Annotated in this window: 20 protein-coding genes; 11 read left to right on the top strand and 9 right to left on the bottom strand. The window is 68.7% G+C overall.

Going from position 1 to position 20,055, the window contains the following annotated elements; translation table 11 throughout:
* Positions 1-3: 3 nt before the first annotated feature.
* Genes SK854_RS11610 through SK854_RS11600 form a run of 3 tightly spaced genes read left to right on the top strand, consistent with a single transcriptional unit; the run spans position 4 to position 2,063 of the window.
* The gene (locus SK854_RS11610) at positions 4-357 is read left to right on the top strand and encodes a YbaB/EbfC family nucleoid-associated protein (protein WP_319975065.1); all 354 of its coding nucleotides are present in this window, start codon (positions 4-6) and stop codon (positions 355-357) included.
* Positions 354-791: a YbaB/EbfC family nucleoid-associated protein gene (locus SK854_RS11605; RefSeq protein WP_319975064.1), complete on the top strand. Its 438-nt coding sequence runs from the start codon at positions 354-356 to the stop codon at positions 789-791. Before SK854_RS11610 ends, SK854_RS11605 begins: the two co-directional genes overlap by 4 nt.
* A gap of 54 nt (positions 792-845) precedes the next feature.
* Positions 846-2,063 (top strand): primosomal protein, encoded by a 1,218-nt coding sequence (locus tag SK854_RS11600; RefSeq protein ID WP_319975063.1) that lies wholly within the window; start codon positions 846-848, stop codon positions 2,061-2,063.
* Between the two features lie 57 nt (positions 2,064-2,120).
* Here SK854_RS11600 and SK854_RS11595 read toward each other — a convergent pair whose 3' ends face one another.
* The gene (locus tag SK854_RS11595) at positions 2,121-2,453 is read right to left on the bottom strand and encodes a hypothetical protein (RefSeq protein WP_319975062.1); all 333 of its coding nucleotides are present in this window, start codon (positions 2,451-2,453) and stop codon (positions 2,121-2,123) included.
* A gap of 89 nt (positions 2,454-2,542) precedes the next feature.
* Between SK854_RS11595 and SK854_RS11590 the strand changes: the two genes are divergently transcribed.
* Together SK854_RS11590 and SK854_RS11585 are read left to right on the top strand one after the other, a co-directional pair.
* On the top strand, positions 2,543-3,286 hold the full coding sequence (locus tag SK854_RS11590) for a GntR family transcriptional regulator (RefSeq protein ID WP_319975061.1): 744 nt from the start codon (positions 2,543-2,545) through the stop codon (positions 3,284-3,286).
* A gap of 2 nt (positions 3,287-3,288) precedes the next feature.
* Positions 3,289-4,272, top strand: coding sequence for a dTDP-glucose 4,6-dehydratase (locus tag SK854_RS11585; RefSeq protein WP_319975060.1), 984 nt, complete (start codon positions 3,289-3,291; stop codon positions 4,270-4,272).
* Here the strand turns inward: SK854_RS11585 and SK854_RS11580 are convergent.
* Positions 4,256-5,350, bottom strand: coding sequence for an adenosine deaminase (locus SK854_RS11580; RefSeq protein ID WP_319975059.1), 1,095 nt, complete (start codon positions 5,348-5,350; stop codon positions 4,256-4,258). The genes SK854_RS11585 and SK854_RS11580 overlap by 17 nt on opposite strands.
* A gap of 374 nt (positions 5,351-5,724) precedes the next feature.
* On the opposite strand from SK854_RS11580, the gene SK854_RS11575 reads away from it, so the two are divergent.
* Together SK854_RS11575 and SK854_RS11570 are read left to right on the top strand one after the other, a co-directional pair.
* A complete protein-coding gene (locus SK854_RS11575; RefSeq protein ID WP_406601765.1) occupies positions 5,725-7,155 on the top strand; it encodes a hypothetical protein in 1,431 nt (476 codons plus the stop codon).
* Between the two features lie 168 nt (positions 7,156-7,323).
* Positions 7,324-8,787: a serine/threonine-protein kinase gene (locus tag SK854_RS11570; RefSeq protein WP_319975057.1), complete on the top strand. Its 1,464-nt coding sequence runs from the start codon at positions 7,324-7,326 to the stop codon at positions 8,785-8,787.
* Here the strand turns inward: SK854_RS11570 and SK854_RS11565 are convergent.
* From SK854_RS11565 to SK854_RS11535, 7 genes are all read right to left on the bottom strand, one after another.
* Complete coding sequence (locus SK854_RS11565; RefSeq protein ID WP_319975056.1) at positions 8,784-10,058, bottom strand: thymidine phosphorylase; 1,275 nt, start codon at positions 10,056-10,058, stop codon at positions 8,784-8,786. The genes SK854_RS11570 and SK854_RS11565 overlap by 4 nt on opposite strands.
* The gene (locus SK854_RS11560; protein WP_319975055.1) at positions 10,055-10,444 is read right to left on the bottom strand and encodes a cytidine deaminase; all 390 of its coding nucleotides are present in this window, start codon (positions 10,442-10,444) and stop codon (positions 10,055-10,057) included. Before SK854_RS11560 ends, SK854_RS11565 begins: the two co-directional genes overlap by 4 nt.
* On the bottom strand, positions 10,437-11,690 hold the full coding sequence (locus tag SK854_RS11555; RefSeq protein ID WP_319975054.1) for an ABC transporter permease: 1,254 nt from the start codon (positions 11,688-11,690) through the stop codon (positions 10,437-10,439). The genes SK854_RS11560 and SK854_RS11555 overlap by 8 nt, the downstream gene beginning before the upstream one ends.
* Positions 11,687-12,760, bottom strand: coding sequence for an ABC transporter permease (locus SK854_RS11550; RefSeq protein ID WP_319975053.1), 1,074 nt, complete (start codon positions 12,758-12,760; stop codon positions 11,687-11,689). The genes SK854_RS11555 and SK854_RS11550 overlap by 4 nt, the downstream gene beginning before the upstream one ends.
* Complete coding sequence (locus SK854_RS11545) at positions 12,760-14,340, bottom strand: ABC transporter ATP-binding protein (RefSeq protein ID WP_319975052.1); 1,581 nt, start codon at positions 14,338-14,340, stop codon at positions 12,760-12,762. Before SK854_RS11545 ends, SK854_RS11550 begins: the two co-directional genes overlap by 1 nt.
* A gap of 92 nt (positions 14,341-14,432) precedes the next feature.
* On the bottom strand, positions 14,433-15,566 hold the full coding sequence (locus SK854_RS11540; RefSeq protein WP_319975191.1) for a BMP family lipoprotein: 1,134 nt from the start codon (positions 15,564-15,566) through the stop codon (positions 14,433-14,435).
* A 162-nt stretch (positions 15,567-15,728) separates the two neighbouring features.
* Positions 15,729-15,893, bottom strand: a complete 165-nt coding sequence (locus SK854_RS11535) for a hypothetical protein (RefSeq protein ID WP_319975051.1) — start codon at positions 15,891-15,893, stop codon at positions 15,729-15,731.
* 349 nt (positions 15,894-16,242) lie between these two features.
* Between SK854_RS11535 and sdhC the strand changes: the two genes are divergently transcribed.
* Genes sdhC through SK854_RS11515 form a run of 4 tightly spaced genes read left to right on the top strand, consistent with a single transcriptional unit; the run spans position 16,243 to position 19,634 of the window.
* Complete coding sequence (gene sdhC / locus SK854_RS11530) at positions 16,243-16,665, top strand: succinate dehydrogenase, cytochrome b556 subunit (RefSeq protein ID WP_093591546.1); 423 nt, start codon at positions 16,243-16,245, stop codon at positions 16,663-16,665.
* A gap of 2 nt (positions 16,666-16,667) precedes the next feature.
* Complete coding sequence (locus tag SK854_RS11525; RefSeq protein WP_086660969.1) at positions 16,668-17,075, top strand: succinate dehydrogenase hydrophobic membrane anchor subunit; 408 nt, start codon at positions 16,668-16,670, stop codon at positions 17,073-17,075.
* Positions 17,076-17,097: 22 nt separating this feature from the next.
* On the top strand, positions 17,098-18,852 hold the full coding sequence (gene sdhA, locus SK854_RS11520) for a succinate dehydrogenase flavoprotein subunit (protein WP_319975050.1): 1,755 nt from the start codon (positions 17,098-17,100) through the stop codon (positions 18,850-18,852).
* Entirely contained in the window at positions 18,852-19,634 is a 783-nt protein-coding gene (locus tag SK854_RS11515; RefSeq protein ID WP_319975049.1) for a succinate dehydrogenase iron-sulfur subunit, read from the top strand. The genes sdhA and SK854_RS11515 overlap by 1 nt, the downstream gene beginning before the upstream one ends.
* Positions 19,635-20,055: the final 421 nt, after the last annotated feature.

Below are 20,055 nucleotides of genomic sequence, written 5' to 3'. Positions count from 1 at the left end.
GGAGTGGACGACGACGTCCAGCGCGCCGCGCGGAAGGTGCGCGAGGTCGAGCAGGCCGTGTCGGAGCACGTCACGCGCAGTGGTCCCATCACGGGACGAGCGTCCTCTCCGGACGGTGCGGTGACGGTGGTCGCCACGCCCGGTGGTCCGCCGCAGCAGATCGCGGTGAGCCCGGCGGCGTTGCGGATGGGCCCGCACGGGCTGGCCGCCGAGATCATGCGCATCGCCGACAAGGCCCAGCGCAACGCGAACACCCGCCTGCACCAGACCCTGGACCGCGTGGTCGACCCGCGTGAACTGACGGCCATGGGCCTCGAACGCGGCCCCGACGAGGACGAACCCGGGTGGCGGCGGTGAACGAGGAACGCCTGCAGGCGACCGAGCGGCTTCAGCACGAGCTCGCGGCCCTCACCGCCACGGTCGAGCACCCGAACGGCCTGTGCATGGTCACGGCGTCGCCGAAGGGCGAGATCAAGGCGCTGCACCTGCACCCCGCGCTGCTGAACCAGGGCGCGCAGGCCGTCGGGCAGGTCGTCACCGAGACCGTCCAGCTCGCGACGAACGCGGCCGTGCAGGTCAGCTTCAACAAGATGGCGCTGGCGCTGGGTGACGGAATGGCGATCGACGTCGAGTCCATCGCCGGCGACTCACCCTTCCGGTCGACGTGGAACCCCGTCGTGCCACCCAAACCGCCTGCTGAGCAGGCATCACCGGAGCGCAGGCAGCGGGCGCCGCGCGTCGAGGACACCGACGACGACGCTTTCTTCGAGAACCCCTCGTGGCTCCGGTGATCAGCACCGTTAGGCTCGACGACGGCATCAGGCAGGCGTGACCGGGAGGTCAGGATGGCGCAGGACATCGTCCCCATCGAGCTGGGGCTGACGCAGGGTGACGTAGTCACTCTGTGGGCACCCCGCTGGCGCGAGAAGGGCGAGGAGTGGGAGGCGTTCCTCGGCGACGAGGAAGACCTGTTCGTCTTCCCCGACGCCGCGCATCTCGCCGCCTTCGTGCGCACCGCCGAGGAGCACGACCTGACCGATCACCCTGCGTGGCCGGTCGTGCCGTCGCTGGGTGTCGCGGACCTCTCGCCGGACGACAACCACCAGTTCGACCTCGTCGGCGTGCCCGAGCTCGTCGCGGAGGACCCGGACACCTGGACGATCGGCGAGCTCGCCGACGTCATCGCGATCGTGCGCGCCCTCGCGGACGTCTGCGACCTGGAGAAGGTCCACGAGGTGCTCGACAGCGCCGAGGGCTTCTCCCTGCTGCCGCAGGGCACGCTGCCGTTCAGCGGCCGTGACGGCGGCAAGCTGTGGGGCGAGCTGTCCGAGGTCGTCTCCGAGAAGTGGGACGAGGTCCTCGACGCGATCGACAGCGTGGTGAACACGCCGGAGGTCCCTGAGAAGGAGCTCTCCGTCGCGCAGGACGAGCTCGCCGCGCTGGAGGCCGCCACGGCCGCGGCCGCCGTCGACTCCCCCGCGGACGAGGACTCCGACGAGGACAAGGCCGAGCCCACGGGCTTCTGGGCCGAGGTCGGCGTCGACCCCATCAAGATCATCACGTCGGCCGGCGAGTTCTACACGCTGCGCTGCTACCTCGGCGACGACCCGGTGTTCCTGGGCCGCCGCGGCAAGATCGAGGTCTTCACCTCGCACCGCGGCCTGAGCCGCTTCGTCGCCGAGAACGACGAGCACGACCTGGCCGAGGTCGAGACCTGGAACGACATCAAGGTCAAGGCCACCGCGGGCGAGCTCGACGTCGACGTGGACGACGACAACGTCTACGTGCTCACCGGCATCGCCGAGGACATGGAGGAGGGCCCCGACTCCCTCGACCCGCAGCAGCTCGACCTCGCCGTCGAACTGTTCGAGGACGCGGCCGAGTGGGCGGAGGACGAGTCCGTGAAGGACGCGCTCGCCTCGTCCGAGTCGCTGGGCTGGCTCGTGTCGTTCGTCGTGTCCCCGGACCCGACGCGTCTCGCGCCGTCCGCCCCGTACGACGCCGAGGTGGCCGCGTTCCGCACGCTGCAGGCGACGTTCGAGGACCGGCTCAACACCAACTGAGTCCGCTTTCACGAAGGGGCCGCTCACTTCTGGTGAGCGGCCCCTTTTCGTTGGCGTCTAACGGACTCGGTAGCTCACCGCGGGGAACGGGAAGTTGCCCTGGTGCAGGCTGCCGAGGACGTAGTAGAGGTCGCTGGGCTGACCAGGACTCCCCTTCTGGCAGTCCGCGTTGAAGAAGACCTCGATGTCGGCGGCCGAGATGTTGGCCGCGGACTTCGCGGGCGTGATGTTCACGCACTGCTTGTTCGTGAGGTCGACCGAGTGCTTGGTGCCGGTCAGGTCCGCTCCGGCGTAGAAGGCGGCGTTCTCCCAGGAGTCGGCGCTGGCGGGCAGGGCGAGGGCCATCGAGGCGAGGACCGCGAGTCCTCCGGCGATCAGTGCAGGGCGCATGGGACCAACTCTTCCAGCGGGAGCTGTCGATCAGCTGTCACGCACGACCGGAACCACATCCGGTTGCAACACCTGTATGATACAGGTTTATGACAGGTTCTCGATCGCAGCGTCTCGCCGCTGAGCTGCGGGAGCGCATCACGCTCGGCGACTACGGTCCGGCCGGGTCGATCGAGAGCGAAGCCGAACTCGGCCGCCGCTACGAGGTCAGCCGCGTCACCGTGCGCCGCGCACTGGAGCAGCTTCGCGACGAAGGCCTGCTGGCGTCGCGAAAGGGCGCCGGCTGGTACGTGGTGTCGTTCGCCCAGCCGCTCGCGCTCGGCACGTTCCAGCACGCGCAGTCGGCCGTCGCCGAGGCCGGTGTCGCGCTGGTGCGGTCCGTCCTGGAGTACGGCTACCGCGAGGCTTCTGCCGGTGTCGCTTCGACACTGGGCTCCGGCGAGATGCTGCGCGTGCGTTCGTTGCGCCGCACCGGAGACACGCCGCTCGACGTCGTGACCGAGTGGGTGCCCCTGGCGTTGGCCGCACCGGTGAGCCGTGCCGACGCCGAGTCGCCCGGAACCTGGGAAACGTTGCGCCGCAACGGAAACCAGATCGCCGTCGTGCGGCAGAGCATCGCGGCCGTCGCGGCGGGCGACGTCGGTCCCCTGCTCGGCGTCACGGCCGCCACACCGGTGCTGCTGGTACGCCGCATCGCGCTGGACGCCGCGGAGCACCCGATCGCCTTGTCCGAGCACCACTACCTGGGCCACCGGTTCCAGCTGGAGGTCGAGTTCCGCGGCTGGCCCGGCGCGGAACCTCCTGGCGTCGCAGCGATCCCCTCGGAGGACTGACCATGCGCGTGCTCATCACCGGCGCGGCCGGGTTCATCGGCTCGCACTTCACCCGCTACTGGCTGCGCGAACACCCGGCGGACGAGGTCATCGCCCTCGACGCGCTGACCTACCGCGGCACCCGCGCGAACCTGCCCGCCGACGTGCCGTTCGTGCACGCGGACATCGCCGAGGCGGACGTCGAGGGCATCGACGTCGTCGTGAACTTCGCCGCCGAGTCGCACAACAGCCTCGCCGTGCTGGATCCCGGCCTTTTCTTCCGCACGAACGTCCTGAGCACCCAGGCGTTGCTGGAGTCCTGCCGTCGTGCGGGCGTCCAGCGGTTTCACCACGTGTCGACGTGCGAGGTGTACGGCGACCTTGCGCTCGACGCCACCGAGGCGTTCCACGAGGGCTCGCCCTACCAGCCGCGCACGCCGTACAACGCGTCGAAGGCCGGCGCGGACCACGCGGTCCGCTCGTACTTCGAGACGTTCGACCTGCCGGTGACGATCACCAACTGCGCCAACAACTACGGCCCCAACCAGTTCCCCGAGAACGTCCTGCCGCTGTTCACGACGCGTGCTTTGGACGGTGAGCAGCTGCCGGTGTACGCGTCGAGCGACAACCGGCGCGAGTGGATCCACGTGCTGGACCACTGCCGCGCGATCGACGCGGTGCTGCGGGACGGCGAGATCGGCCGGACCTACCACGTGGGCACGGGTGTCGAGGCGAGCGTCGACCAGATCGCCGACCTGGTGCTGGACGAGCTCGGCCTGCCGCAGTCCCGGAAGTCGGTCGTCGCCGACCGCCCCGGCCACGACCGCCGCTACCTGCTGGACTCCAGCAGGATCGGCCGGGAGCTCGGATGGCGCCCGAAGATCGGCTTCGAGGCCGGAGTCCGGGACACCATCCGCTGGTACGCCGCCAACCGCGCGTGGTGGGAGCCGTTGCTGAAGCTCAGCGCGATCGACGAGAGCGCGTGGGCGGCTACGACTGGGCGGTGAGGGCCGCGTAACCCGGCTTGACCAGCTCGTTGATGATCGCCAGCCGCTCGTCGAACCCGAGGAACGCCGACTTCATGGCGTTGATCGTGAACCACTGCAGGTCCGCCCACCCGTAGCCGAACGTCTCGGCCAGCGCGGCGAACTCGCTCGACAACGTGCAGTCGCTCATCAGGCGGTTGTCGGTGTTGACGGTGACGCGGAACCGCAGCTTCGCGAGCAGGCCGATCGGGTGGTCGGCGAGCGTCGGGGCGGCGCCGGTCTGCAGGTTCGAGGTCGGGCACATCTCCAGCGGGATGCGGCGGTCGCGGACGTACGCGGCCAGGCGGCCCAGCTGGACGTCACCGTCACCGGAGACCTTGATGTCGTCGACGATCCGCACGCCGTGGCCGAGGCGTTCGGCGCCGCAGTGCTGGATCGCCTCCCAGATGGACGGCAGGCCGAACGCCTCACCGGCGTGGATGGTGAAGTGCGCGTTCTGCTGGCGCAGGTACTCGAACGTGTCGAGGCCCCTGGTGGGAGGGAAACCGGCCTCGGGGCCCGCGATGTCGAAGCCGACGACGCCCAGGTCGCGGTAGCGGACCGCGAGCTCGGCGATGCGCAGCCAGCCCTCGTTCTGGCGCATCGCGCACAGCAGGGTGCCGATGCGGATCTTGCGGCCGGTCGCGGCGACGCGCTGCTCGCCGACGCGGAAGCCCTCCTGGACGGCCTCGACGACCTGTTCCAGCGAGAGGCCCTTGTCGGTGTTGAGCTCGGGCGCGTAGCGGATCTCGGCGTAGACGACGCCGTCCGCGGCCAGGTCCTCCACGGCCTCGGCGGCGACTCGCACCAGCGACGCCTCGTCCTGCATGACGCCGCACGTGTGGGCAAAGCCTTCGAGGTAACGCACGAGGGAGCCGGAGTTCGCGTTGTCGCGGAACCAGCCGCCGAGGACGCCCGCATCGGTGGTGGGCAGGCCCTGGTAGCCGGTGGCATCGGCGAGTTCGATCACCGTCTGCGGGCGGAGGCCACCGTCGAGGTGGTCGTGCAGCAGCACCTTCGGCGCGCTGCGGATGGACTCCAAGGTAAGCGGCGTGGACATTGCTACACGTTACTCCAGGCGACACGCCGCTTCAGTGCTGGCCAAAATGATCTTGCCGCCGATATGATCATTTGCTGCGTCAACGTCGTTGCAGATCCGTGATCAGCAACTTTCTGCAACCAACGCGAGGCTTGAGTCACCCCAAGGTAGGAACATCATCGGTGGCTACTGCCTGCTTTCGGCTGGTCACTTGGCGTTCAGAGTAGTCGGGTAACCTGATCGGGTTAGTTGCCCGTCCGCACCCGGCCATTTTCTGGCGGGGGTGGTACAGCGACGTCCCGTGACGCGGATAGGCTCCCGTGGTCTCCCCCTCCCCTGGACGAAGGCACTCAGCCGTGACAGAGAACAACAACTCCACGATGTCCTTCGATCGGATGCGCAACATGCTCACGCGCGCCGCGGAGATCCGTGAGAGCGAGCAGCAGCAGATCTTCGACGCGCTGGACGAGATCCACGCCCGGATGTCGCCTCTGGAGTCGCTGGGTTCGGTTCGCAAGCGCCTGTCGGAGCTGCCGGACCGCACCGAGGTCAGCGTTCTCGCTGAGCGCCTGGACGAGGCCCTCGCCAAGCTGGAGGCCCAGGACAACGCCGTCGCCGACATCGGTCGCGCGGTCGACGCCCTGGTGGACAAGCTCGCCAAGCCCTTCGCCCAGCTCGACGGCCGCCTCGACGGCGTCGCCGGCCGCTTCGAGGGTGTCGCGGGCCGCATGGACGGCCTCGAGGACAAGCTCTCGAGCATCCACAAGCGCATCGACGACCTCGACGGCCACCTGGACAAGCAGGACGGCAAGGTCGACGCGATCCCGGCCGCCGTCACGAACCCCCTGCGCGAGCGCGTCGAAGCGCTGGAGGCCGCGCTGCGTGGCCGTCTCGACGAGGTGGACGAGGGCGTGCACGAGCACCTCGACGGCACCCGCGAGGCCCTGCAGAAGATCCTCGCCGAGTCCTTCACCAGCGTGCACGGCCGCGCCGACGAGCAGCGTGACGCCCTCGCCGCTGCCCGCAGCGAGCTGGTCACCGCCATCGCCGAGAGCCGCGGGGAGCTGGCCGGGGCGATCGCGGACAGCCGCGAGAAGCTGACCTCCACGGTCACCGACCGCCACAACCAGCTGGCGGCGTCGCTCACCGAGACCCGCACCGAGCTGTCCGGCGCCGTGGCGGAGACCCGCGGCGAACTGGCAGGCGTCGTGGCGGAGACCCGCGACTCCCTCGCCGGAACGCTGGCCGAGACCCGCGACGCGCTCGTCGGCTCGCTCGCCGAGACCCGCACCGAGCTGTCGACGGCCGTCGCCGACACCCGCGAGGTCGTCAACGGCAAGCTGGACGAGGCCCGCACCGCCCTGTACGCGGCGATCGAGCAGTCCCGCGACCAGGTCGACTCCGCCGACCGCCTCGAGTCCCTGGCCCGCCGCCTGGAGCTCGTCACCTCGCAGCTCGACAACATGACCAACCGCCTCGACAAGGTCGAGGACGGCTTCGCCAGCCGCATCTCCGAGCTCGGCGGCACGGTCGACGCGAGCCTCACCAAGGTCGCCGAGACCGTGGGCGCCCGCCCGGACGCCGACGCGCTGCAGTCCCTGGTCCGCAAGTCGAACCAGGAGTCCGAACTGCGCATCGGCGGCCAGCTGGACGAGGCCATGGCCACCTTCGCCGAGCTCATCCTCGGCGGCGGCTCGCCCACGCCTCCCCCGCCGCCCACCGCCCTGCCGCGCCCGCAGCGCCGCACCCGCAAGAACGGCGGCCCGAAGCCGGCGAACGGCGGCAAGGACATGGACGACGACGACCTGGCGGCCGAGGGCGCCTGATCGCCCTGAACCGCCTTGCCTGACGAACGGCCCCGGAGCTGCTGCTCCGGGGCCGTTCTGCGTCTTGAGGTGAACCCGCGGCCGGTCCGACACGTGACCATGACGAGAGCGCTCACACGGCCGTCGTTATGCTCGCCGGAATCTGGGGGCGTCCAGAAGGGATAGTCCGTGCAGCAACAGCGACTTGTCGCCAACCGCTACGCACTGCTCGCGGAGCTCGGCCGCGGTGCGATGGGCATCGTGTGGCGCGCCCAAGACCAGGTGCTCGGCCGCGCGGTGGCCCTGAAGGAGCTGCACCCGCCGCAGGGCATGGCAGCCGCGGAGCGCACCGTGCTGGAGGAGCGCATGCTCCGCGAGGCGCGGACCGCCGGCCGGCTGAACCACCCCGCCGTGGTGACGGTCTACGACATCGTTCGCGAGAACGACCGCACCTACCTCGCGATGGAACTGGTCGACGCGCTCGACCTCTCCACCATCGTGCAACGGCACGGGCCTCGCGACTCGACCTGGATGGCGAACGTGGCGCTGCAGGTGCTGGGCGCGCTGGAGACCGCGCATCAGGCCGGCATCGTGCATCGGGACGTCAAGCCCAGCAACATCATGGTGCGGCCGGACGGCGCCGTGAAGCTCACCGACTTCGGCATCGCGCAGGCCATGGACGACCCCCGGCTCACGCACAACGGCGGCATCGTCGGCTCGCCCGCGTACATGTCGCCGGACCGGCTCAGCGGGTGGGAGGCCTCGCCCGCGTCGGACCTGTGGGCGCTCGGCGTCACGATGGCGCACGCGGTCGAGGGCATCAGCCCGTTCGAACGCACCTCCACGGCGTCGACGCTGCACGCGGTCATGAACGAGCCGCCCGTGCTGCAGCGCGCGTCGCCCGCACTGGCCCAGGTGATCCGCGGGTTCCTGACCGTCGACGTGGCGCGCCGGCTGACCGCGCCCCAGGCTCGGCAGATGCTGGCCGCGATCAGCCAGGGCGCCACCCAGGTCTCGTTGCCGCACCACAACGGCGGCAAGAAGAAGGGCACGGCGGTCAAGATCGCCGCTGTGGTCGTGGGCATCGCCGTGCTCGCGGGTGCCGCGTTCGCCGGCTACCAGGTCTTCAGGCCGAAGAACTCGACCACGAACAACGCGAGCCCGAGCACCAGCCAGACCAGCGAGAACTCCACCGAGTGGACCGACGCCGCGTCGCTGCCGGTGGGTGCGCCGTTGCCGTCACGCCGCATCGCCACGTTCGGACGCGGGGGTGACGTGCCCGAGTGGAACCTCTCCGGCACGCAGTGCGCCAAGGACTTCCTCACGCAGGGGTCGCCGGTGCGGGCCGAGGTGCCGTGCAGCGGGCCGCACGGGATTCAGCTCTTCTCCGCCGCGACGCCGTTGTGGGACAAGCCGAAGGACATCGCCTACCCCGGCACGCAGTGGCTCGCCGACTTCACCAAGAACTACTGCACCGAGCAGTTCAAGGCCGTCGAGCCGAACTCCAAGGAGGTCCTCGGCTTCACCGGCCTCGTGCCCACGCAGAAGGAGTGGGAGGCCTACAAGGACGCCGCGTCGCCGGGCCGCCAGGAGGTCCTGTGCGTGCTGTGGAAGCAGGACAGGTCGCCCCTGGCGGGTTCGCTCGTCGGCTAGCCGCGGATGGTGTCGATCACCAGCGGTGAACGCTCCGGCGCGGAGTCGGTGACCGAGTAGGCGCCTTCCAGCGCCTGCAGAGCACCGTCGACCGCGTCCGGGGTGTCGGTGTACAGCTCCAGCAACGGCTGGCCCGCCTCGACGGAATCCCCCGGCTTGGCCAGGCAGAGCACGCCGGCACCGAACTGCACCGGGTCCTCCTTGCGCGCGCGGCCGGCACCGAGCCGCCACGCCGCCACACCGACGCCGTAAGCGTCCAAAGTGGACAGCACGCCGGAAGCAGGCGCCTCCACCACGTGCTTGTGCGAGGCGACGGGCAGGGCGGCATCCGGATCGCCGCCCTGGGCACGGATCATCCGCGCCCACACCTCATACGCCTCACCGGACGCCAGCACGGCAGCCGGATCGGCCGAAATCCCTGCCAGCGACAACATTTCGGAAGCCAGCGCAACGGTCAGCTCGACCACGTCGGCAGGTCCGCCGCCGCGCAGCACGTCGACGGACTCGGCCACCTCGACCGCGTTGCCGACAGCCCGGCCGAGAGGCACGGACATGTCGGTCAGCAGAGCCGAGATCCGCACACCGTGCTGAACACCGATGGCCACCAACGCCTCGGCCAGCGCGCGTGCGGACGCCAGGTCCTTCATGAACGCGCCGGAGCCGACCTTCACGTCCAGCACCAACGACTCGGCGCCCTCCGCGATCTTCTTCGACATGATCGAGGACGCGATCAGCGGAATCGCCTCGACCGTTCCGGTGACGTCCCGCAACGCGTAGAGCTTGCGGTCGGCCGGAGCAAGTCCTTCGGTGGCAGCACAAACCACAGCGCCGACCGAGGACAACTGCGAAAGAATCTCCGAAGTGGACAGTGCGGCCCGCCACCCCGGGATCGACTCCAGCTTGTCCAGGGTTCCGCCGGTGTGGCCGAGGCCGCGGCCAGAAAGCTGTGGCACGGCAGCACCACACGCGGCGACGAGAGGCGCCAGCGGCAGCGTGATCTTGTCGCCGACACCGCCCGTCGAGTGCTTGTCCACGGTCGGGCGGTCGACGTGCAGCGAGAGCCGTTCGCCGGACGAGATCATCGCCTGCGTCCAGCGCGCGGTCTCGGACGACGTCATGCCGTTGAGGAAGATCGCCATGGCCAGCGCGGACATCTGCTCGTCCGCGACGGCGCCGTGCGTGTAGGCGTCGATGACCCAGTCGATCTGCTCATCCGACAACGCCAAACCGTCGCGCTTGGCGCGAATGACGTCCACGGCGGAGAAGCTCATGGCAGATCCTCCGGTCCGAACGCGTCCGGCAGAACCGACGACATCGGCAGCACACCGGACGGCGTGTCCACCAGGCAGTCCCGGCCGCCCAGTTCGTAGAGAACCTGACGGCAGCGGCCGCACGGCATCAACAGCTCACCGGCACCGGACCGGCAGGCCACCGCGACGAACCGGCCGCCGCCCGTGAGCTGCAGCTGACCGGCCATCGCGCACTCGGCGCACAAACCCACGCCGTACGAGGCGTTCTCGACGTTGCAGCCCACGACGATGCGGCCGTCGTCGCACAGCGCCGCGGATCCGACCTGCAGCCCCGAGTACGGGCAGTGGGCGAACGACGCCGCTTCCACCGCCCGCGCCCGGAGCAGGTCCCAGTCGACCTCAGCCACGGCGGTACACCAGACCGTCGGCGGCCGGCATTCGCAACCGCTGCGATGCCACGGCCAGCACGGCCAGCGTCACCATGTGCGGCGCGTAGGACACGAACTCGCTGGGGATCTCGTCGAGGCTGATGTACAGCAGGTACATCAGCACGGCCACGACGATCGCCGCCGCCGCGGAGAACCACTTCCGGCGGATGAGCTGCCAGACCACGATCACGCCGAGCAGCAGCACCACGCCGTAGACCAGCGCCAGCACCGTTTCCCCGCCCGAACGCAGCTGCAGGCCGTCGGCGTAGCCGAACAACGCCGCACCACCCAGCAGGCCACCGGGCCGCCAGTTGCCGAAGATCATCGCGGCGAGGCCGATGTAGCCGCGGCCGCCGGTCTGGCCCTCCAGGTAGGACAGCTGGCCGGGGTTGAGCACCAGCGCGGCGCCACCCAGGCCAGCGAGACCACCGGAGACGATCACGGCGACGTACTTGTGGAAGTACACCTTCACGCCCAGCGAGTCCGCCGCGTGCGGGTTCTCGCCGACCGAGCGCAGGCGCAGGCCGAAGCGGGTGCGCCAGAGCAGCCAGTACGACAGCGGCAGCAGCAGGATCGCGATCATCGTCAGCGGCGAGACGCCGGTGACGAGGCCGCGCAGGATGCCCGCGACGTCCGAGATGAACAGGCGCTGGTCGGCTTCGAGCTCGCCGAGCCAGTCACCGAGGCCCGCCGCCGAGAACGTGTCGAACGACTGGACCGGCGGCGACTGCCGCGGGTTGTTCGACAGCGGCAGGAAGATCAGCGTCGACAGGTACTTCGTCAGACCAGCGCCGAGCAGGTTGATCGCCACACCGGAGACGATGTGGTTGACGCCGAACGTGACCGTGGCGATCGCGTGCAGCAGGCCGCCCAGCGAACCGAACACGACGGCCGCGACGAGAGCAGCCCACGGACCCCACTGGTACCCGGCCCACGCCGCGCCCCAGGTGCCCATGATCATCATGCCTTCGAGGCCGATGTTGACCACGCCGGCGCGTTCCGCCCACAGGCCGCCGAGACCGGCGAGCAGGATCGGCAGCGCGAGCCGGACCGCCGTCTGGGTCGTGCCCGACGACGTCAGCTGCGGGAAGTTCGTCTGGTACGAGGTGATCGAGAGCAACGCGATCGCACCCGCCACACCGAGCATGGCCACGGCCCAGCCGGGCACCTTGCGCTTGCGAGGCGCCGCCGGGATGTGCGGCTTCTCCTCCAACGTCGAGATCACGCCGCACCTCCGACAGTTCCGAGCTCACGGCCGACGCGACGCTGCTCCGAGGCGAGCTCGAAGCGGCGCACCACCTCGTAGGCGACGACGACCGACAGGACGATCGAGCCCTGCATGATGGTGACGATCTCCCTGGGCACACCGACGTTGTCGAGCGCGAGACCCGACTTGTCGAGGAACGCCCAGAGCAGCGCGCCGAACGCGATGCCACCGGGGTGGTTGCGGCCGAGCAGCGCGATCGCGATGCCCGAGAAGCCGATGCCGGCGGAGAAGTTCAGGCTGAACGTGTGGTCGCGGCCGAGCAGTTCCGGCAGCGAGATCAGGCCCGCGATGGCGCCCGAGAGCAGCATCGAGACCAGGATCATCTTCTTGGCGTTGACGCCACCGGCCGACGCGGCGGTCGAGGACTCGCCGGAGGCGCGCAGCTCGAAGCCGAACCGGGTCTTGTTCATCATCACCCAGTAGCCGATGCCGAGGGCGATGGCCACGAAGATGAAGCCGAACATGGTGCCGCTGCCGCCGAACGAGATGCCGGGCATCCAGCCGCTCTCCGGGATCTCGGCGGTGCGGATGTTGTTGCCCCGCAGCTCACCGAAGACGTCGCGGCGGATCAGGTAGGCGGACAGGCCGATCGCCAGGCCGTTCATCATGATCGTCGAGATGACCTCGTTGACGCCGCGCGTCACCTTGAGGATCGCGGGGATCGCGGCCCAGGCGGCACCGGCGATCGCGGCCACGATGATGATCACCATCGTGTGGATGCCCGTGGGCAGCGCGATCGAGCCGCCGACCACCGCGGCGATCACGGCCGCGACGCGGTACTGGCCCTCGACGCCGATGTTGAACAGGTTCATCTGGAACCCGATCGCCACCGCGAGCGCCGCGATGTAGTAGATGCCCGTCGAGTTGAGGATGTCGACGAGCGTCGTGCCCTTGCCGACCTGCGTCACCATCGCACCGAACGCGCTGAGCGGGTTCGCGCCGGAGATGATGAGCGCCACGCCGCACAACAGCAGTGAGAAGACGATCGCCAACGCGGGCGGCAGGAGTTTGCCGCGCAGGTGTCCCATCAGTTCTCGCCTTCCTCGACGACAGCGGTCTCCTGGACCGCTGCGCTCGTGCTGCCCGCACCGGTCATCGCGCTGCCGAGGTCCTCGGGCGTGACGGTGTTCGGGTCGGCGTCGGCCACCAGGCGGCCGCGCAGCATGACCTTGATCGTGTCCGACAGGCCGATCAGCTCGTCCAGGTCGGCGGAGATCAGCAGCACGGCGAGACCGGCGGCACGGGCGCGCTTGATCTCGTCCCAGATCAACGCCTGCGCGCCGACGTCCACACCGCGGGTCGGGTGCGAGGCGATCAGCAGCACGGGGTTGCCGGACAGTTCGCGGCCGACGACGAGCTTCTGCTGGTTACCGCCCGAAAGCGCGGCGGCGGGCACGTCGATGCCGGGCGTGCGGACGTCGAAGTCCGCGACGATCCGCTCGGTGTCCTTCTTCGCGCCGTCGGTGTCGAGCCAGATGCCCCTGGCCGTGGGCTGACGGGTCTGGTAGCCGAGAATCCGGTTGTACCAAAGGGGTTGTGTGAGCAGCAGGCCGTGACGGTGGCGGTCCTCCGGCACGTAGCCGATGCCCGCCTCGCGCCGGGCCAGCGTCCCGAACTTGGTGAGGTCCTTGCCCTGCAGCGTGATCGTGCCGCTGCCGGCCTTGCGCATGCCCATGATCGTCTCGACGAGCTCGGTCTGGCCGTTGCCCTCGACGCCGGCGATGCCGACGACCTCGCCGGAGCGGACCACCATGTCGATGTCGTCGAGGATCGGACGGGAACCGTCGGGCGTCATCAGCCTGAGGCCCTTGACGTCCAGCACGACCGTGTCGGTGACGGTGGACTCGCGGGTCTCCGGGCTGGGGAGCTCGCTGCCGACCATCATCTCGGCGAGCTGACGGGAGCTGACGGTCTTCGGGTCCGCGCTGCCCACGGTCGTGCCGCGGCGGATCACCGTGACGGAGTCCGCGATCGCGCGGACCTCGTCGAGCTTGTGCGAGATGAACAGGAACGTGTAGCCCTGCTCCTGCATGCCGCGGACGGTGTCGAAGAGCTCGTTGACCTCCTGCGGCACGAGCACGGCGGTGGGCTCGTCCAGGATGATCACCTTGGCGCCGCGGTAGAGCACCTTGAGGATCTCGACGCGCTGCCGGTCCGCGACGCCGAGCTGTTCGACCAGAACGCCTGGGTCGACGTTGAGCCCGGTCTTGCCGGAGAGCTCGATGATGCGCGCGCGGGCCTTCTTGCCGATGCCGTGCAGAGCCTCGGCACCCAGGACCACGTTCTCCTGGACGGTGAGGTTGTCGGCCAGCATGAAGTGCTGGTGCACCATGCCGATGCCGGCCTTGATGGCGTCGGACGGGGTGCGGAACCGCACCTGCTCGCCGTTCACCTCGATGGTGCCCTCGTCCGGCGGCTGCATGCCGTAGAGGATCTTCATCAGGGTGGACTTGCCCGCGCCGTTCTCACCGCACAGGGCATGTACCTCGCCACGGCGGACGGTCAGGTGCACGTCGCTGTTGGCGACCACACCGGGGAATCGCTTCGTGATGCCGGTGAGCACCACCGCGGGGGGATCATCCGTCCGTGCGGACGTGGAACTGCTCATCGTCGAGTGCTCCTCCTACCACGCACCAGGCCCTGTGAGGGCAGATCCTCACAGGGCCCGGCAACGTGCAAACGACTTGAACGGCAGACGGACTACGGCTTGTCCGCGACCTTGATCTTGCCCTCGATGATCTGGGCCTTGTAGCCCTCGAGGATGCCCTGCAGCTTCGCGTCGATCTTGCCACCCGAGGTGGAGTAACCGACACCGTTCACCTTGAGGTCGAAGACCTTCGGCAGCGAGCTGAGGTCGTTCTTCGCGACGGCCTTGATGAAGTCGTAGACCGCGACGTCGACGCGCTTGAGCATCGAGGAGACGATGACGTCCTTCGTGTCGGCGACGGTCGCCTGGTTGTACTGGTCGGAGTCGACGCCGATGGCCAGCACGCCACCCTGCTTGGCGGCCGAGAAGATGCCCTTACCGGACGCGCCCGCGGCCTGGTAGATGACGTCGGCGCCCTTGTCGATCTGACCCTTCGCGGCTTCCTGACCCTTCGGGGCGTCCTGGAAACCGGTGAAGTCACCGGCCGGGGTGATGTACTTCTTCTCGACCTGGATCTTCGGCGCGGCGGCCTTGGCACCCTGGATGTAGCCGGCCTCGAACTTCTGGATCAGCGGGATCTCGACGCCGCCGACGAAGCCCACGTGGCACTTCTTGCTCTGGTACGCGGCGATGACGCCCGCCAGGAAGGAGCCCTCCTGCTCGGCGAACACCAGCGGCGTGACGTTCGCGGCACCGTCGACAGCCGAGTCGACCAGGCCGAACTTGACGTTCGGGAACTCCGCGGCGACGAGCTTCATCGACTCGGCGTAGGCGAAGCCGACACCGATGATCGGGCTGAAGCCCTCGGAGGCCAGCTGACGCAGACGGGTCTGCTTGGCCGACTCGTCCTCGCTCGGGGCGGCGGACAGCTCGCGCGTGTTCTCCTTCTTCACACCGAAGTCGGCGAGCGCCTTGTCGAGACCGGCGGCGGCGGAGTCGTTGAACGACGCATCGCCACGGCCACCGATGTCGTAGGCCAGACCGACCTTCAGCGTGCTCGCGTCCACCTTGTCACCGTTGGCGGCGCTGGTGTTCGAAGTGGCAGGCGCGGTCGGGGCCTCGGCGAACTCGCAAGCGGCGCCAGTGCCCGTGCCCGAGCTGGTGTTGCCGCCACCCGAGTCCTTCGCGCAGGCGGCCATAGTCATCACGCTGGTCAACGCGATCGCGGCGACCGCGACACCCCGCATACGACGACGCACGGCTCGTCTCCTCCCTGAGTTTCCTCCCCAACGACGTTGTTGGGTCCTAGACGCGGCACCGTACCTCTTAGTAACCAACCCCGTTGCCGTCAGCACCTACAAAGACCCCTATCGGTTACGCATTCGACGCTTTGGCCGTACCAGTGGTGATCACTCGTGTTCGGCGCGTGGCGAAAACCCCTCTTCGACCGCTTCCTCGGTCCGATCTTCGTCCGAACGGCCCAGTTCCGCGCGCCAGGCCCACCGCTCCAACGCCCCCGACATGCCGGAAACCGGGCCGCCCGCAGGCCAGCCCGACGAGTTGTCCCTCCCCATGGCGCCCAGGATGGGTCGGCGCGCTGCCGTGCCGCTGACTCCGGAATGTCATTCCGCGTTGAACCGGTCGCGAGCCTCCCGACGTGTACGGGGTGGCAAGTGCCCTTGCCGACGACGGCGGCCCGGACCAAGGCGGAGGTCCTGGCCGCCGTCCTCTTTTGCCGTTTTGTGGCGTGGACCGCATTTCGGAATCGATCAAGACCGCTTGGTGGATCGACAGCGTGTCTCATCGATCACAGAGCGGGTGCGCCTGCTGGGTCGGTTCCAACGTGCGGGACTAGGATTTTCCGGTCATGGTCGGGAAGAACTGTTGCCGACCCACCACCACTGACGTTGGAGGTCGCGGCGCATGACCAGCGCAGGCGCACCCGAGCGGTCGGGCACCACCCGAGGGGGTGGGACGCTCTACCGCGGTGATCTGGGCATGTGGTCCTGGGTCGCCCACCGGATCACCGGTGTCCTCACGTTCTTCTTCCTCTTCACCCACGTGCTCGACACCGCACTCGTGCGCGTGTCGCCCAACGCGTACGACGCGGTGATCGAGACCTACAAGAACCCGATCGTCAACCTCTTCGAGGTCGGCCTCGTCGGCGCGGTGCTCTACCACGCGCTGAACGGCATCCGGGTCATGCTGGTCGACTTCTGGGAGAAGGGCGCCAAGTACCAGCGGGTCATGCTCTGGACCGTGCTGGCCGTCTGGGTCGTCGTGATGATCCCCGGCTTCTACTTCATGATGGAGCGCACGATCTCCGACCTGGTTGGGGGTCACTGACCATGTCACTCGCACTCGACAAGCCCCGCCAGCCGCGCCGTCCCGCGGCCCGCCGCAGCAACGGCGAGCTCTACAGCTGGCTGTTCATGCGCCTCTCCGGGCTGCTGCTCGTGGTTCTGGTCCTGGGCCACCTGTTCATCATGAACATCCTCGACGGCGGCGTGCACAAGATCAACTTCGGCTTCGTCGCCGGCCGCTGGGCGTCCCCGTTCTGGCAGTTCTGGGACCTCGCGATGCTCTGGCTCGCGCAGATCCACGGCGGCAACGGCGTGCGGACGGTCATCAACGACTACGCCCGCAAGGACTCCACCCGGTTCTGGTTGAAGATGCTGCTCTACGTCTCGATGGTGCTGATCATCTCGCTCGGCACGTTCGTGATCTTCACCTTCGACCCGAACATCTCGAACTGACCCGCGCGGGGAGCCCACCACAATGCAGTTCCACAAGTACGACGTGATCATCATCGGCGCTGGTGGTGCCGGAATGCGCGCGGCGATCGAGTCCGGCCAGCGCGCCCGCACCGCGGTGCTCACCAAGCTCTACCCCACGCGTTCGCACACCGGCGCGGCCCAGGGCGGCATGTGCGCCGCCCTCGCCAACGTCGAGGAGGACAACTGGGAGTGGCACACCTTCGACACGATCAAGGGCGGCGACTACCTGGTCGACCAGGACGCCGCCGAGATCATGGCGAAGGAGGCGATCGACGCCGTTCTCGACCTCGAGAAGATGGGCCTGCCGTTCAACCGGACGCCCGAGGGCAAGATCGACCAGCGCCGGTTCGGCGGCCACACGCGCAACCACGGTGAAGCCGCCGTGCGCCGCGCCTGCTACGCCGCGGACCGCACCGGCCACATGATCCTTCAGACGCTCTACCAGAACTGCGTCAAGCACGGCATCGAGTTCTTCAACGAGTTCTACGTGCTCGACATCTGCCTGACCGAGACGGAGAACGGCCCGGTCTGCACCGGCGCCGTCGCCTACGAGCTCGCGACCGGCGAGATCCACGTCTTCCAGGCCAAGTCCGTCGTGTTCGCGACGGGTGGTTTCGGCAAGGTCTTCAAGACCACGTCGAACGCCCACACGCTGACCGGCGACGGCATGGGCATCGTCTTCCGCAAGGGCCTGCCCCTGGAGGACATGGAGTTCTACCAGTTCCACCCGACCGGCCTCGCCGGTCTCGGCATCCTGCTGACCGAGGGTGCGCGAGGCGAGGGCGCGATCCTGCGCAACGCCTCGGGTGAGCGGTTCATGGAGCGCTACGCCCCGACCATCAAGGACCTGGCGCCGCGCGACATCGTGGCCCGCTCGATGGCCCTTGAGGTGCTGGAAGGCCGTGGCGCCGGCCCGAACAAGGACTACGTGCTCCTGGACTGCACGCACCTCGGTGCCGAGGTCCTGGAGACGAAGCTGCCGGACATCACCGAGTTCGCCCGCACGTACCTCGCGGTCGACCCGGTCGTCGAGCCCGTCCCGGTGTACCCGACCGCGCACTACGCGATGGGTGGCATCCCGACGAACATCCACGGCGAAGTGCTGCGGGACAACGACAACGTCGTTCCGGGCCTGTACGCCGCGGGTGAGTGCGCCTGCGTGTCCGTGCACGGCGCGAACCGCCTCGGCACGAACTCGCTGCTGGACATCAACGTCTTCGGCCGCCGCGCGGGCATCGCCGCCGCGGAGTACGCGCTGTCGCGCGAGTCCCACGTCGACCTGCCGGAGAACCCGGCCGCGTCGGTCGAGGCCCAGGTCGCCCTGGCGCTGTCGGAGCACGGCCAGGAGCGCGTCGCGGACATCCGCACCGAGCTGCAGGCCACCATGGACGCCAACGCGTCCGTGTACCGCACCGAGGACACGCTGAAGAAGGCACTGCACGACGTCCAGGCCCTGAAGGAGCGCTACGCGCACATCCAGGTGCAGGACAAGGGCAAGCGCTTCAACACCGACCTGCTGGAGGCCGTCGAGCTCGGCTTCCTGCTGGAGCTGGCCGAGGTGCTCGTGCACGGCGCACTGGAGCGCAAGGAGTCCCGGGGCGGTCACGCCCGCGAGGACTACCCGAACCGCGACGACACGAACTTCATGCGCCACAGCATGTTCTACAAGCAGGGCGACGGTCTCACCGCGGACATCCGCATGGACTACAAGCCCGTGACCTTTACCCGGTACAAGCCGATGGAGCGCAAGTACTGATGACCGCCACCGCTGAAACTACTGCTGGCTCGCGCGGCTCGCAGCCGCCGGTTCCGGACGGCGCTGTCACGGTCACCGTCAAGATCCGCCGGTTCAACCCGGAGATCGACGACGAGCCGCGCTGGGACTCGTTCGACATCCCGGCCCTGCCGTCGGACCGCGTGCTGAACCTGCTGCACCACATCAAGTGGTACGTGGACGGGACTTTGACGTTCCGCCGCTCGTGCGCGCACGGCATCTGCGGCTCGGACGCGATGCGCATCAACGGCGTCAACCGCCTGGCGTGCAAGGTGCTGTTGAAGGACCTGCTCGAAAAGGGCGACAAGCACACCACGATCACCATCGAGCCCATCAAGGGCCTGCCGGTGAACAAGGACCTGCTCGTCAACATGGAGCCCTTCTTCGAGGCGTTCCGCGCCGTCAAGCCGTACCTCGTGACCTACGGCAACGAGCCGACGCGCGAGCGCATCCAGTCCGTCGCCGACCGCGAGCGGTTCGACGACACGACGAAGTGCATCCTGTGCGCCTGCTGCACCACCTCGTGCCCGGTCTACTGGTCCGAAGGCTCGTACTTCGGCCCGGCGGCGATCGTGAACGCGCACCGGTTCATCTTCGACTCGCGTGACGAGGGCGCTGAGGAGCGGCTCGACATCCTCAACGACATCGACGGCGTGTGGCGGTGCCGGACCACGTTCAACTGCACCGACGCTTGTCCGCGTGGGATTCAGGTGACCAAGGCGATTCAGGAAGTCAAGCGGGCGTTGCTGTTCAAGCGCGTTTGATGGTTTTTGGGCTGGGTTGAGGCGCCGCGTTCCCGTTGGGGGCGCGGCGCTTCGCCGTTTGTCGGGGTGATGGCGTGGGCGGGCGGGTGCGGGCGGGCCGGGGGCGTGCGGGTTCCGTTGCGGGCGTTCGTTGCGTTCCAGCGGGGTTGGTCGCGTTCCGGACGTTCAGTCGCCTTGCGAGGGTGGTCCCTCGGGTCGTGACGAAGTGCGGGGTTGCGATTGGGGCTTGACCTTGAGCCTCTGGCGGGATGCTTGACGGCCGGAAAGGGCCGGGCTGAAAAGCGCCCGGCCGTGCCCATGAGGGGAGCATCCCGCCCCCTCAAGATAAAGCCCCAATCGCCATGAGCGGGGTACACCGCTTACCCGGCGCCCTAGGTTCAGACGGCTCGCTTCGCATCGCCACGCCCGGCTTCGTACGTGG

Source organism: Lentzea sokolovensis (assembly GCF_033949975.1).
Classification (GTDB): domain Bacteria; phylum Actinomycetota; class Actinomycetes; order Mycobacteriales; family Pseudonocardiaceae; genus Lentzea; species Lentzea sokolovensis.
Note: the sequence above shows the minus strand (reverse complement) of the source record. Positions and strands in the feature narration are given on the sequence as shown.